At 71.1% G+C, this 14,165-nt stretch carries 12 protein-coding genes; 9 read left to right on the top strand and 3 right to left on the bottom strand.

The features are described 5' to 3' along the window. The first annotated feature begins 32 nt into the window (after window positions 1–32). From N798_RS04740 to N798_RS04700, 9 genes are all read left to right on the top strand, one after another. Window positions 33–1,733 (top strand): nitrite/sulfite reductase, encoded by a 1,701-nt coding sequence (locus tag N798_RS04740; protein WP_035946659.1) that lies wholly within the window; start codon window positions 33–35, stop codon window positions 1,731–1,733. Then, complete coding sequence (locus tag N798_RS04735; protein ID WP_035946658.1) at window positions 1,730–2,446, top strand: phosphoadenylyl-sulfate reductase; 717 nt, start codon at window positions 1,730–1,732, stop codon at window positions 2,444–2,446. Before N798_RS04740 ends, N798_RS04735 begins: the two co-directional genes overlap by 4 nt. Continuing rightward, complete coding sequence (gene cysD, locus N798_RS04730; protein WP_035946657.1) at window positions 2,443–3,411, top strand: sulfate adenylyltransferase subunit CysD; 969 nt, start codon at window positions 2,443–2,445, stop codon at window positions 3,409–3,411. Before N798_RS04735 ends, cysD begins: the two co-directional genes overlap by 4 nt. Further along, window positions 3,411–4,766: a sulfate adenylyltransferase subunit 1 gene (locus tag N798_RS04725; protein WP_035946656.1), complete on the top strand. Its 1,356-nt coding sequence runs from the start codon at window positions 3,411–3,413 to the stop codon at window positions 4,764–4,766. The genes cysD and N798_RS04725 overlap by 1 nt, the downstream gene beginning before the upstream one ends. Continuing rightward, window positions 4,754–5,965 carry a uroporphyrinogen-III C-methyltransferase gene (cobA, locus tag N798_RS04720; protein WP_052116924.1) on the top strand — a complete coding sequence of 404 codons (1,212 nt, stop codon included), beginning with the start codon at window positions 4,754–4,756 and terminating at the stop codon, window positions 5,963–5,965. Before N798_RS04725 ends, cobA begins: the two co-directional genes overlap by 13 nt. Before the next feature lie 86 nt (window positions 5,966–6,051). After that, window positions 6,052–7,335, top strand: a complete 1,284-nt coding sequence (locus N798_RS04715) for an ABC transporter substrate-binding protein (protein WP_035946704.1) — start codon at window positions 6,052–6,054, stop codon at window positions 7,333–7,335. After that, window positions 7,332–8,318: a carbohydrate ABC transporter permease gene (locus tag N798_RS04710; RefSeq protein ID WP_035946654.1), complete on the top strand. Its 987-nt coding sequence runs from the start codon at window positions 7,332–7,334 to the stop codon at window positions 8,316–8,318. The genes N798_RS04715 and N798_RS04710 overlap by 4 nt, the downstream gene beginning before the upstream one ends. 1 nt (window position 8,319) lies before the next feature. Then, entirely contained in the window at window positions 8,320–9,153 is an 834-nt protein-coding gene (locus N798_RS04705; RefSeq protein ID WP_035946652.1) for a carbohydrate ABC transporter permease, read from the top strand. Window positions 9,154–9,185: 32 nt separating this feature from the next. After that, window positions 9,186–10,403, top strand: a complete 1,218-nt coding sequence (locus tag N798_RS04700) for an ABC transporter ATP-binding protein (protein WP_052116923.1) — start codon at window positions 9,186–9,188, stop codon at window positions 10,401–10,403. A 58-nt stretch (window positions 10,404–10,461) separates the two neighbouring features. Here the strand turns inward: N798_RS04700 and N798_RS04695 are convergent, their stop codons facing one another. The 3 genes from N798_RS04695 to N798_RS04685 are packed head-to-tail and all read right to left on the bottom strand — an operon-like array spanning window position 10,462 to window position 14,082. After that, window positions 10,462–11,304, bottom strand: coding sequence for a hypothetical protein (locus N798_RS04695; protein WP_035946651.1), 843 nt, complete (start codon window positions 11,302–11,304; stop codon window positions 10,462–10,464). A 1-nt stretch (window position 11,305) separates the two neighbouring features. After that, a complete protein-coding gene (locus tag N798_RS04690; protein WP_035946650.1) occupies window positions 11,306–11,974 on the bottom strand; it encodes a metallophosphoesterase family protein in 669 nt (222 codons plus the stop codon). Window positions 11,975–12,009: 35 nt separating this feature from the next. Continuing rightward, the gene (locus N798_RS04685; protein WP_052116922.1) at window positions 12,010–14,082 is read right to left on the bottom strand and encodes an amylo-alpha-1,6-glucosidase; all 2,073 of its coding nucleotides are present in this window, start codon (window positions 14,080–14,082) and stop codon (window positions 12,010–12,012) included. Window positions 14,083–14,165 lie beyond the last annotated feature (83 nt).

Here is a 14,165-nt window from a genome sequence, read left to right as displayed (position 1 = left end):
GCATTCGGCACCTATCACGGATCGAGGACCCCATGACGAGCGTCGCCTCCGGCCGCACCCTGCGACCGCCGCGCACCGGCCGGTCCAACGGCCAGTGGGCTGTCGACGGTCGCGAGCCGCTCAACCCGAACGAGGCGTTCAAGGCCGAGGACAACGGGCTCAACGTCCGCGAGCGGATCGAGACGACCTACGCGCGCGAGGGGTTCGACTCCATCCCGGGCGACGACCTCCACGGCCGGTTCCGGTGGTGGGGTCTCTACACGCAGCGCAAGCCCGGGATCGACGGCGGGCGCACCGCGCAGCTCGAGCCGCACGAGCTCGAGGACTCGTACTTCATGCTCCGGGTCCGCACCGACGGCCAGGCCCTCTCCCCCACCCAGCTGCGTGTCCTCGGCGACATCTCCACCGACTTCGCGCGCGAGAGCGCCGACATCAGCGACCGCCAGAACATCCAGTACCACTGGATCGCCATCGAGGACGTCCCCGAGATCTGGCGCCGGCTCGAGGCCGTCGGCCTGCAGACGACCGAAGCCTGCGGCGACACCCCGCGCGCCTTCCTCGGCAGCCCGGTCGCGGGGATCGCCGCCGACGAGATCATCGACCCCACCGAGGTGATCAGGACGATCACGAGCCGCTGGCTCGGCGACCCGGAGCTGTCGAACCTCCCCCGCAAGTTCAAGACGGCGATCACGGGGCACCCCAGCCTCGACGTCGTCCACGAGATCAACGACGTCTCACTCGTCGGTGTGGTCCATCCCGACCTGGGACCCGGCTTCGACCTGTGGGTCGGTGGCGGGCTGTCGACGGCGCCGCGCCTCGCCGAGCGGATCGGCGTCTTCGTCTCCGAGGCGGACGCGCCCGACGTGTGGCACGGCGTCATCTCGATCTTCCGCGACTACGGCTACCGGCGGATGCGCACCAAGGCCCGCCTCAAGTTCCTCCTCGCCGAGTGGGGTCCCGCGAAGTTCCGTGAGGTCCTCGAGACCGAGTACCTCGGGCGCACCCTGCCCGACGGCCCGCCGCCCGCACCCGCCAAGGGACCCGGCGACCACGTCGGCGTCCACGCCCAGAAGGACGGCCGGTTCTATGTCGGCGCCGCGCCCACCGTCGGACGGGTCAGCGGGACGATCCTCACGACGCTGGCCGACCTCGTCGAGCGCGTCGGTGCGGACGCCGTCCGGCTCACCGCGCACCAGAAGCTCGTCGTCCTCGGCGTTCCGGCCGACGGCGTCGACGTGCTCGTCGCCGGGCTCGCCGATCTGGGGCTCAGCGCAACGCCGAGCTCGTTCCGCCGCTCGACGATGGCCTGCACCGGCATCGAGTACTGCAAGCTCGCCATCGTCGACACCAAGGACACGGCGACCGCCGTCATCGCCGCACTCGAGGAGCGCCTCGCTGGCATCGAGCTCGACCAGCCGATCGCGCTGCACGTCAACGGGTGCCCGAACTCGTGCGCCCGCATCCAGACCGCCGACATCGGGCTCAAGGGCCTCATCACGACCGACGACGCCGGCGAGAGCGTCCCCGGCTTCCAGGTCCACCTCGGCGGCGGCCTCGCCTCCCCCGAGCGCGACGAGGCCGGGCTCGGGCGCACCGTCCGCGGTCTCAAGGTCCCCGCGACCGACCTCACCGACTACGTCGAGCGCCTCGTCCGGCGCTTCGTCGACCAGCGCACCGAGGGCGAGTCCTTCGCCGCCTGGGCCCACCGCGCCGACGAGGAGGACCTGACATGACGACCGACAGCGGCACCGGCACCAAGCGCAGCGAGGAGGAGCTGCGGGCCCTCGCCGCCGAGGGATCACTGCTCGACGACACCGACGCGCTGGCCGTCGCCCGCTGGGCCGCCGAGACCTTCCCCGGGACGCTCGCCGTCGCCTGCTCGATGGCCGAAGGCGTTCTGCCGCACCTGGTCTCGCAGCACGCGCCCGGTGTCGACGTGCTCTTCCTCGAGACCGGCTACCACTTCGCCGACACCCTCGGCACGCGTGCGCGCGTCGCGGACGAGCTCGACGTCACCGTCGTCGACGTCCTGCCCGAGCTCACCGTCGCCGAGCAGGACGCGAAGTTCGGTCCGAGCCTCCACGACCGCGACCCCGCGCTGTGCTGCGCGATGCGCAAGATGGAGCCGCTCGCCCGCACACTCGCCGGCTACGAGGCCTGGGTCACCGGGGTCCGCCGCGACGAGGCCCCGACCCGGACCCACACGCCGCTCGTGACCTTCGACGAGAAGCACGGGCTCGTCAAGGTCAACCCCTTGGTGACGTGGTCGCTCGACGACGTCACGGCATACGCCACCGAGCACTCCGTGCCCGTCAACCTCCTCATGTTCGACGGCTACCCGTCGATCGGGTGCGAGCCCTGCACCCGCCGGGTCGCCCCGGGTGAGGACGCCCGAGCCGGACGCTGGTCCGGCCTCGCCAAGACCGAATGCGGGATCCACACATGAGCGCAGCCACCGTGTCCGACACCGCCAGCCTCACCGCCGCCGCCGGGGTGGCAGCCGAGGCGCCGGGGGCACACGTCCTCGACCAGCTCGACGCACTCGAGGCCGAGGCGATCCTCATCATCCGTGAGGTCGTCGGCGAGCTCGAGAGGCCGGTGCTGCTCTTCAGCGGCGGCAAGGACTCTGTCGTCATGCTGCACCTGGCCGCGAAGGCGTTCTGGCCGGCGCCGATCCCCTTCCCCGTCCTCCACGTCGACACCGGCCACAACTTCCCCGAGGTGCTCGACTACCGCGACGAGACCGTCGAGCGGCTGGGTCTGCGGCTCGAGGTCGCGAGCGTCCAGGACTACCTCGACGACGGCCGCCTGCGCGAGCGCGCCGACGGCCTGCGCAACGCCCTCCAGACGGTGCCGCTCCTCGACGCCATCAACGAGCACCGCTTCGACGGCGTCTTCGGCGGCGGCCGCCGCGACGAGGAGAAGGCACGAGCCAAGGAGCGGGTCGTCTCGCTGCGCGACGAGTTCGGCCAGTGGGACCCGAAGAACCAGCGGCCCGAGCTGTGGAACCTCTACAACCCCCGCCACCGGCCCGGCGAGCACGTGCGCGTCTTCCCGATCAGCAACTGGACCGAGCTCGACGTCTGGCGCTACATCGAGCGCGAAGACATCCCGCTCGCCTCCCTCTACTACGCCCACGAGCGCGAGGTCTTCTCCCGCGACGGCATGTGGCTGGCGGTCGGACCGCACTCGCAGCCGCGCGAGGGCGAGCAGGTGGAGACCCGGGTCGTGCGCTACCGCACCGTCGGCGACATGTCCTGCACCGGCGCCGTCGAGTCACCCGCGCGCACCAACGCCGACATCGTCGTCGAGGTCGCCGCCTCGACCCTCACCGAGCGCGGCGCCACGCGCGCCGACGACCGGGTCTCCGAGGCCGCCATGGAGGACCGCAAGAAGGAAGGCTATTTCTGATGAGCTCCACGACGACCGAGCACGACGCCCTCCCCCGGGCCGGCACCCTGCTCCGCCTCGCGACGGCAGGCTCCGTGGACGACGGCAAGTCGACCCTCGTCGGCCGCCTCCTCCACGACACGAAGTCGGTGCTCTCAGACCAGCTCGCGGCCGTCGAGCGCGTCTCTCGCGACCGCGGGCTCACCGCAGCGGACCTCGCCCTCCTCACCGACGGCCTGCGCGCCGAGCGCGAGCAGGGCATCACCATCGACGTCGCCTACCGCTACTTCGCGACCGCCCGCCGCAGCTTCGTCCTCGCCGACTGCCCGGGTCACGTGCAGTACACGCGCAACACCGTCACCGGCAGCTCGACCGCCGACGTCGTCGTCCTCCTCGTCGACGCCCGCCGCGGCGTCCTCGAACAGACCCGCCGCCACCTCGCCGTCACGGCCCTGCTGCGCGTGCCGCACGTCGTCGTCGCCGTCAACAAGATCGACCTCGTCGACTTCTCGAAGGAGGTCTTCGAACGGGTCAACGCCGAGGTGCAGGCCGTCGCCCGCGAACTCGGCGTCGAGGACGCCACGGCCATCCCGGTGAGCGCCCTCGACGGCGACAACATCGCCGAGCGCTCCACGAGAACGCCTTGGTATGCCGGCCCCAGCCTCCTCGAGCTCCTCGAGGACCTGCCGCCCGCCGACGACCCCGAGCACGAGGCCTTCCGCCTCCCCGTGCAGCTCGTCATCCGCCCCCAGGGAGCGGCGCGCGAGGCCACCCACCGCGACTACCGGGGGTATGCCGGCCACGTCGCCTCGGGCGTCGTCCGGGTCGGCGACGAGGTCGTCGCCCTGCCGTCCGGGACGCGGTCGACGGTCGTGGGCATCGACCTCGCCGAGCGTTCGCTCGACGAGGCGTTCGCGCCGCAGTCGGTGACCCTGCGGCTCGCCGACGACATCGACATCTCCCGCGGCGACGTCATCGCCTCGGCCGCGGACGCACCCGAGCCCACCCAGGACATCGAGGCCGTCGTCTGCTGGCTCGGCGACGCGCCGCTCCGTTCGGGCCAGCGGCTCCTGCTCAAGCACGGGTCGCGCACGGTGCAGACCGCGGTGCGCGCCATCGAGGGAGCACTCGATCTCGACGGGCTGCACTCCGTCGCCGCGGAGACGCTGTCGCTCAACGACATCGGGCCCGTCCGCCTGCGGCTCGCGAGCCCGGTGCCGGTCGAGAACTACTCCACGTCACGGCGCGGTGGCTCCTTCCTCCTCATCGACGCCCACGACGGCCGGACGGTCGCCGCGGGCATGGTCGGCGCGACGCTGCCCACCGCCGCGGACGCGCCGACCCGACCCGAAGGCGACGAGCCGTGGGACATCTGAGGGGCGCGCTCCCCGTCGTCCTCGACCTCGGCGGACGGCTCGTCGTCGCCCTCGGCGGAGGCCCCGTCACGGGTGAGCGCGTGCGGTCGTTCCTCGACGAGGGGGCCGACGTCCGGGTCGTCTCGCCGTGGGTCTGCGAGGAGGTCTCCGAGCTGCTCGACGCGCACACCGACCGCACCACTTGGGTGCGGCGCGACTGGGCGGGGCCGGCCGACCTCGACGGCGCGTGGCTCGTGCACACCGCCACCGGCGACCCCGGGGCCGACGCCGCGGTCCGGGCCGCCGCCGACGAGCTGCGGCTCTGGTGCGTCGACGCCACCGACGTCCGCGCGAGCGCGGCGAGCGTTCCCGCCCTCACCCGGGTTCAGACCCCGGACGGTGCGGTCACGGTCGCCGTCCACACCGAGGACGACGGGCGCTCGGCCCGGGTGCGCGACTCGATCGACCTCGCCCTGCACACGGGGGCGCTCGACCTGCGTCCCGCGCGTCGTCGCGAGCAGGGGTGGGTCGCCCTCGTCGGCGGCGGGCCCGGCTCGGACGGCCTGCTCACGAGCCGTGGGCACGAGCTGCTGGCCACCGCCGACGTCGTCGTCGTCGACCGGCTCGCGCCGCGCGCCGTCGTGTCGCGCCTGCCCGAGTCGGTGCGGGTCATCGATGTGGGCAAGACCCCCGGCCACCACCCCGTCCCCCAGGACCGGATCAACGAGATCCTCGTCGAGGAGGCGAGCCGTGGCCACGGTGTCGCGCGGCTCAAGGGTGGCGACCCCTACGTCCTCGGTCGCGGAGGTGAGGAGCGCCTCGCGTGCGAGGCACACGGCATACCGGTCGAGGTGGTTCCCGGGGTGACGAGCGCGGTCGCTGTGCCTGCGGCCGCGGGCATCCCGCTGACCCACCGTGGCGTGGCCAAGGCCTTCACCGTCGTCTCGGGACACGAGCAGATCCCGTCGCTCCCGCCGGGCAGCGACCACACGCTCGTCCTCCTCATGGGCGTCTCCACGCTGCGGGACAGCGCGACCCGGCTCATCGCCGCCGGACGGTCCGCCGATTGCCCCGTGGCGATCGTCGAGCGCGGCTTCCTGCCCGACCAGCGGGTGACCTTCGGGACGCTCGAGGACATCGCCGACACGGCGCTCTTCCGCCGGGTCGAGTCGCCGGCGGTCGTCGTCGTCGGGGATGTCGTGGACCTCGCCACAGGCTGAGACCCCACCGGTCGACCGGTTGCGCTACCTTCCGAGAAGGTATTGGGTGAGACCCAGATCACACTGACGTGATCGAGGAGGGCAACATGTCCAGAGCCATCCAGAGCCGGCGCCGCCGGACCCGACGTGTGACCGCGAGCGCTGGGGTGATCGCCCTCACGGCCGGGTTGACCGCGGCTTGCGGAGGTGGCCCGGACGGCACGGTCATCAACCTCTACGGTGGCGCGTCGGCGGTGAAGTTCAACGAGCTCATCGACGCCTGCAACAAAGAGGCGGGGGGCAAGTACACGATCGTCGGCAACCTCCTGCCGAGCGACGCCGACGGCCAGCGCGAGCAGTTCGTCCGGCGCCTCGCCGCCAAGGACGACAGCATGGACCTGCTCGGCATGGACGTCACGTGGACCGCCGAGTTCGCCGAGGCCGGCTGGATCCGCGAGCTCACGGGCGAGCAGAAGTCGGCCGCCGTCGAGGGCGTCCTCCAGCCCCCGGTCGACACGGCGACGTGGAAGGACAAGCTCTACGCGATCCCGCGCACGACGAACGTCCAGATCCTCTGGTACCGCAAAAGTCTGGTGCCCGAGCCTCCGGAGACGTGGGACCAGCTCCTCGAGCAGGCCCAGGCGCTCAAGGACGGTGGCAAGCCGTTCCAGATCGCTTTTACCGCCGCGCAGTACGAGGGATACGTCGTCAACGTCAACAACGTCCTCAACGCCTACGGCGGGACGTTCGTCAACGAGGACAGCACCAAGGTCACCCTCGACGACAAGGCCGTGCAGGGACTCGGTCTGCTCAAGAAGCTCGCGACCTCCGGTCTCGTGAGCGACTCGCTCTCGAACGCGCAGGAGCCCGAGGTCTTCGCCGACCTCCAGGCCGGGCGCGCGGCGTTCGCGCTCAACTGGCCCTACGTCCTCTCGGCGATGCGGGAGGCCAACCCCGAGGTCGCGGGCGACCTCGGCTACACGACCTTCCCGACGGTCGAGGCGGGCGAGCCGCCCAAGGTCACCCTCGGGGGCATGAACTACGCGGTCAGCACCTACAGCAAGCACCCGGAGGAGACCTACGAGGCGGCCATGTGCCTCCGCAAGGAGGAGCACCAGGTCAAGGCCGCCATCGACGCCGGTGACGCGCCGGTGCTCGAGAGGATCTACACGGACAACGCCGAGTTCCGCGAGCAGTACCCGATGGGCGACGTCATGCTCGAGGAGCTCAAGAACGCCGTCCCCCGTCCGAGGACCCCGCTCTACCAGAACATCTCGACGCTGGTGTCGACGAACCTGTCGCCGCCCGGCTCGATCGACCCGGAGTCCTCCACGTCAGAGCTGCGTGACCTCATCGCGCAGACCCTCGAAGGAAAGGGGATCCTGCCGTGAGCAGCACTGGTTCGGCCGCGGCGGAGGCTGCGGGCGCCCGCGTCATCGAGGAGGACACCAAAGGCTCCGGGACCGGGCCCGACGAGGGCACCGAGATCGCCAAGAAGCGCTTCAGCGAGGGCAAGCGGGCCGAGCGCAACCTCGGCCTCAAGCTCGTCGCACCGGCGGTCATCATCATGCTGGCCGTGACGGCATACCCGATCGTCTATGCCTTCTGGCTCTCGCTCAACCGGGCCGACCTGCGCACCCCGGACGCCAACGAGTTCGTCGGCCTCGAGAACTACGTGACCGTCCTGTCCAGCTCGATCTGGTGGCAGGCGTTCGGCATCACGTTGCTCATCACGGTCATCAGCGCCGCACTCGAGCTCGTCTTCGGCATGCTGCTGGCGATCGTCATGCACCGCACCATCGTCGGACGCGGGCTCGTGCGGACCTCGGCGCTCGTGCCCTACGCGATCGTCACCGTCGTGGCCGCGTTCTCGTGGCGGTTCGCCTGGACGCAGGACCTCGGCTGGCTCGCCGGCGACAACGCACCGCTCACCGGCAAGTGGTCCTCGATCGCGATCATCATCCTCGCCGAGGTGTGGAAGACCGTGCCCTTCATGGCGCTCCTGCTCATGGCCGGCCTCGCGCTCGTCCCGGAGGACCTGCACAAGGCGGCGGCGATGGACGGCGGCTCCGCGTGGCAGCGGTTCTGGCAGATCACCGTGCCGCTCATCAAGCCGTCGATCCTCGTGGCGCTGCTCTTCCGCACGCTCGACGCGTTCCGGATCTTCGACAACATCTTCGTCCTCACCGGAGGCGCGAACGAGACGGCGTCGGTGTCGATGGTCGGCTACAACAACCTCATCCGCGGCCTCAACCTCGGCATCGGGTCGACGATGGCCGTCCTCATCTTCCTGTCCATCGCGATCATCGCGTTCATCTTCATCAAGCTCTTCGGCGCCGCGGCACCGGGGTCCGACGACGGCGGAAGGCGCTGACATGGAGCAGGAGACACCTCGGCGGAAGCTCACCTGGACGATGGTCAACGTCCTCGTCCTCATCTACGCCTTCGTCCCGGTCATCTGGATCGTGTCGCTGTCGCTCAAGGACTCGGCGACCCTCAACGACGGCAAGTTCCTCCCCGTGTCACCGTCGTGGGCGAGCTACCAGCAGATCTTCGACAACCCCGACTTCACCCGGGCGCTCATCAACTCGATCGGCATCTGCCTCATCGCGACCTTCGTGGCGATCGTCTTCGGCACCATGGCCGCCTACGCCATCGCGCGGCTCGACTTCCCGGGCAAGAGGGCCATCGTCGCCATGTCGCTGCTCATCTCGATGTTCCCCCAGATCGCGCTCGTGACACCGCTGTTCAAGATCGAGACGACGCTGGGCCTCTTCGACACCTGGGCCGGCCTCATCATCCCCTACATCACCTTCGCCCTCCCGCTCGCGATCTACACCCTGTCGGCGTTCTTCAGGGAGATCCCGTGGGAGCTCGAGAAGGCGGCGAAGATGGACGGCGCCACGCCCTACCAGGCGTTCCGACAGGTCATCACCCCGCTGGCGATGCCCGGCGTCTTCACGACGGCCATCCTCGTCTTCATCGGCTGCTGGAACGACTTCCTCTTCGCGATCTCGCTCACCTCGACCTCGGCCTCCCGCACCGTCCCCGCGGCGATGTCCTACTTCACCGGCGCCACGACGTTCGAGAAGCCCACCGGGCCCATCGCCGCAGCCGCGGTCGTCATCACCATCCCCATCGTCATCTTCGTGCTGCTCTTCCAGCGACGGATCGTGGCCGGACTGACGTCCGGCGCCGTCAAGGGCTGACAGCGACCGAGTTCGAGACCCAAGGAGCAGTCATGGCAGAGATCGTCCTCGACAACGTCGTCAAGCGCTATCCCGACGGCGCGCTGGCCGTCGACAACTTCAACCTCGAGATCGCCGACGGGGAGTTCATCATCCTCGTCGGTCCCTCGGGGTGCGGGAAGTCGACGACCCTCAACATGGTGGCCGGGCTGGAGGACATCACCCAGGGCCGGCTCCTCATCGACGGTGAGGTCGTCAACGACAAGGCGCCCAAGGACCGCGACATCGCCATGGTGTTCCAGTCCTACGCCCTCTACCCGCACATGACCGTCGGCGAGAACATGGGCTTCCCGCTCAAGCTCGCCGGCGTCGACAAGGCCACGATCGCCAAGAAGGTGGGCGAGGCCGCCGAGATGCTCGAGCTGGGCCAGCACCTCGACCGGCGTCCCTCGAACCTCTCCGGTGGCCAGCGCCAGCGGGTCGCCATGGGACGGGCGATCGTCCGCTCCCCCAAGGCGTTCCTCATGGACGAGCCGCTCTCCAACCTCGACGCCAAGCTGCGGGTCCAGATGCGCACCCAGGTCTCGCGCATCCAGAAGAACCTCGGCACGACGACGATCTATGTCACGCACGACCAGACCGAGGCGATGACGCTGGGCGACCGGGTCGTCGTCATGCGTGGCGGCGTCGTCCAGCAGGTCGGCTCCCCCACCGAGCTCTACGAGCACCCGACCAACCTCTTCGTCGCCGGCTTCATCGGCAGCCCGTCGATGAACTTCCTCCCCGGCCGGCTCGAGGGCGGAGGCAAGGTCGTCACCGCGCTCGGCGACGCCCAGCTCCCCGACCGGCTGCGCCAGGCCCTCGAGGGCGCGAACGCGAGCAGCAAGGACGTCATCGTCGGCATCCGTCCCGAGCACTTCGAGGACGCGCGCCTCGTGCCCGAGGCCAAGGGCGGCGCACGGTTCACGGCCCCGGTCGACATCGTCGAGGCCATGGGCTCGGACATCTATGCCTACTTCACCGTCCGTGGTGAGGGCGCCCACTCGGCCGACCTCGACGACCTCGCCGCAGACTCGGGCAACGACATGGCCGGCGGCGACGGCACCTCGGTCACGGCGCGCCTCGACCCGGCAGCCCGCACGAAGCAGGGTGAGGACGCCGAGCTCTGGTACGACACGTCGCAGATGCAGATCTTCGACGCCAAGAGCGGCCAGAACCTCCTCGAGGGCGTCGAGCGCGAGAAGACCGGGTCCGAGGAGTCGCGCGCCTGACCTGAGCTGATGCACCGCACGGCGTGCACCACCCCTCACGCCGTGCGGCGACCCGGGCTCACTTGCCCTTTGCGCGTACCCGCGCGATCTCCTCGAAGACCTCCTCGGACCAGACGTGCTCGCCGAAGAGCTGGTAGCGCGTGCCCGCGAGCCGCACGTAGGCGTCGCCCTCGGCCTCCCCCTCCTCGACGAACCCGCCGCGCGCGAGCTCCATGACCATCTGAAACTCCTCGGCGTACCACCGCGACGCGGCGTGCGACGCGCTGAGGAGGACCTCCTCGCGGAACATGAGCCGAGCCGCCCAGGCCTCGACCATCTCGGCGAGCAGCGGGTAGTTCGCCGGGTCCTTGCACTTCACCTCGCCCCGCGCGAGCTTGTCGAGCGGGACGCGCTCGAGGAAGAGCTTGCGCATCGCCTTGCCACGCAGGTCGCCGCGACCCCGTATGCCGGCCGGGTCGAGCGTCGTGCGGATCCGGGTGACGTCTGCCTCGATGAGCGAGTCGCCGAGCGCCCGCACGACCGAGACCCGGTGGTGCCCGTCGCGGACGAAGTACATGTCACCGACCTGGTAGACGTCGATCGGCGGGATCGGCTGGCCCCGCCGCACCGCCTCCGCGAGCCGCTCCCACCGGGCCCGGTTGCGTCCGGAGGTGGGTCGGAAGCTCGGGTCGAACTCACGCACCTTGTCGACCGACCCGACGATGCGCTCGACCGGGATGCTTTGGACGCCGAGCGACTGCTCGCCGCGGTTGCCGACCGCCTTGAGGACCTCGTCGAGGGCGAGGACCCGGCCCTCGTCCCCGCGCATCTTGCGCGCGAGGCCCGACATGCGCTGCTGCCGGCGGACCTTGAGGAAGTCGGCCTCGGCGTCGGCCCGCGGGAACCCGGTGTCGGACGCCATGTCACTCGCCTCGCTCGATCTCGAAGAGCCGCACGGGGACGACGTTGCGGATGGTGGTGACGCCCACCTGCCGGTCGGGGCGCGGCTGTCCGTGCGGGTGGATGTGCCCGTGCAGCAGCCACGTCGGGCGCAGCCGGTCGAGCAGGCCATGAAGCGCGGCGATGCCGACGTGGGGACCGTCCTCCTCGTCACCGAGGCCGAGCGGCGGCGCGTGGGTGAGCAGGATGTCCACCGACGGGAGCCGACGGGCCGGTGACCAGCCACCGCGGGCGCGCCACGACAGCCGACGGGCCCGCAGGTGGTACTCGCGCTGCGAGTACATGTTCGGTCCCTGCCTGTACCTCACGCACCCACCGAGGCCGGCGATGCGCAGCCCGGCCGCCTCGACGACGAGACCGTCGGCGTTGACGGCTCCGACCGGTCGCGGTGCCGGACAGGGCATCCCGGCGTCGAGGTGCAGCCCCGCGCGCGAGACCTTGCTGCTCGACACCTCCGGGTCGTGGTTGCCCGGGACGAAGACGACGGGGACGTCCACCGCCGAGGCGACGGACTCGATGTAGTCCCACGGCAGGTCGCCCGCGCTGACGACGAGGTCGGGTCGCATCCGGGTGAGCCGCTCCCCCACGAGGGAGTGGTCCACCTCGTCGGCGATGGCGAGGACCCGCACCATCGCCCCAGTATGCCGTCGGCGCGACCTCCCGTCACTCAGCCGACGACGACGTCGACCCCCTCCGCCTGCACGTCGGTCACCTCGCCCTCGGCGTCGACCGAGACCGACACCTCGACCTCACCCACGCGGACCCCCCGGACGGTCATCGCGCCGAACGGCGCCGGGCTGATCGGCGCGAGTCGAAGGGTCCGCCGGGGCGCGTCCGCGTCGAGGCCCAGGGCGACCTCGACGAGCGCGCCGGCGGAGGCTGCGGCCCAGGCCTGCGGCCGGCACGAGGCCGGGTACGGCATGGGGCGACCCATGAGGAGCTCACCGCCGAACAGCTCGGGCCAGCGGTTGCCGGTCCACGAGCCGACGTGGACCAGGGCATCGAGGACGCGAGCCGCCTCGACGCCGAACCCCTCCTTCGCGAGGCCGAGCGCGGCGATGGCGTTGTCGTGCGTCCACACCGACCCCGTGTGGTAGCCGACGGGGTTGTATGCCGGGTTGTCCCGCGAGAGCGTGCGCACGCCTGCGGGACCGAGCATGTCGGGCGACGTCAGCGTGTGGGCCGCGCGACGGGCCTCGGCGGCGGTGAGCACACCCGTCCCGAGGACGTGGCCCATGTTGCTGCCGACCCCGTCGACGGGACGGCCGTCGCCGGCGATCGCCATCGACAGGTGACGCACCGACGACGAGTCGACCCAGAACCGCTCGCGCACGGTCGCGGTGAGGTCGTCGGCCCAGGCGCGCCAGTCGTCCCCGGACTCCCCCAGGACGGTCTCGAGGAGGTCGGCCGCCCCGCGAGCCGCGGCGACGGCATACGCCTGCGTCTCCACGAGGGCGATGGGCGCGTCGGCGATGGTGCCGTCGCTGCGCCGCATCGAGTCCCCCGAGTCCTTCCAGCCCTGGTTCGCGAGTCCCGAGCCGCTCTCGTCGACGTAGCGCAGAAGTCCGTCGCCGCTCTCGGCCTCGGTGCGCATCCACGCCAGGGCGCCGCGCAGGGTCGGCTCGAGCTCGCGGACGACCTCGTCGTCGAGGCCCCACCGCCACGCGTCGTGGAGCAGCCTGACCCAGAGCGGCGTGGCGTCGACCGAGCCGTAGTAGACCGGTGGCAGCCTCATCCCCGTCACGGGGTCGACGTAGGTGCTGCGGCGCACCTCATGGAGGATCTTGCCGGGCGCCGAGGCGGTGACGGGGTCGGTCGCGGTGCCCTGTCGACGGGCCAGCGAGCGGAGCGTGCCCCGGGCGAGGTCGGTGCCGAAGGGCAGCATGAGGCGAGCCGCCCACAGGGAGTCGCGGCCGAAGAGGGTGAGGTACCACGGGGTCCCGGCCGCGGCGAAGACGTCCTGCGGCGACTCGGGATCGGTGAGCAGGAGGCCGCGCAGGTCGGCGACGGACTGCGCCATGAGGTGACCCGGTCGGGGGTCGACGGAGTCCAGCGAGACGAAGTCCCAGGCGATCCCGTCCCAGCCGGGGTCGGTGGCGAAGACCGGCTCGCCCCGTCGCTCCGTCAGGAGGCTCGTCCGGAGGGTGGACGTGCCGCCCGGCGCGACCGTCGTCGACCAGACCCAGTCCGTCGTCCCGTCGACGGCGAGGGAGGTCCTCCCGTCGTCGGCGGTGAACGTCGTCGCATGACGCTCGTCCTCCCACGTCAGACCGCGACCAGAGGTTTCGGGCACCAACAGACTGTTCGAGGCGCCACCCTTGACGGTCGCCACGTCCGCGCCGTCGCCCCCGAGCCGGATCGTCAGCTCGAGCTCGACGTGATCCGCGGCGTGCGAGGCGATCCGCAGGCTCTCGTGCATCCCACCGTCGACGAGGGTGCGCTCGCGGACGAGCTCGACGGTCGGGTCCGCCCCGGGGTCGCCGAGCGAACGCAGGAGGGTGGAGACGGTGGTCCGGGGGCCGGAGCTCGCCGCCGCGAGCCAGTCGGGTCGCTCACCGTCGACGCGCACGTCCCACAGCGAGAGGACCCGGCGGTCGTCCACGAAGAGCCCGGTCCCGGCGGCCCCCATGTCCCCGTGCCGGTCCGAGACGCTGGTGACGTTCCCCCGCACCGCGATCTCGAACTCGTGGAGCCAGGGCTGCACGTAGCGGTGCGATGGGCCGGTGCCCGACTCCGTCATCGTCCGACACTAGCGCCGCTTCGTGGCACGGCACATGGGCGCGGCCGGGCCGGGGTGCGCGCCACGTGGACGCGACCCCGGCC

The organism is Knoellia flava TL1, assembly GCF_000768675.1.
In the GTDB taxonomy this organism is placed as follows: Bacteria; Actinomycetota; Actinomycetes; order Actinomycetales; family Dermatophilaceae; genus Knoellia; species Knoellia flava.
Note: the sequence above shows the minus strand (reverse complement) of the source record. Positions and strands in the feature narration are given on the sequence as shown.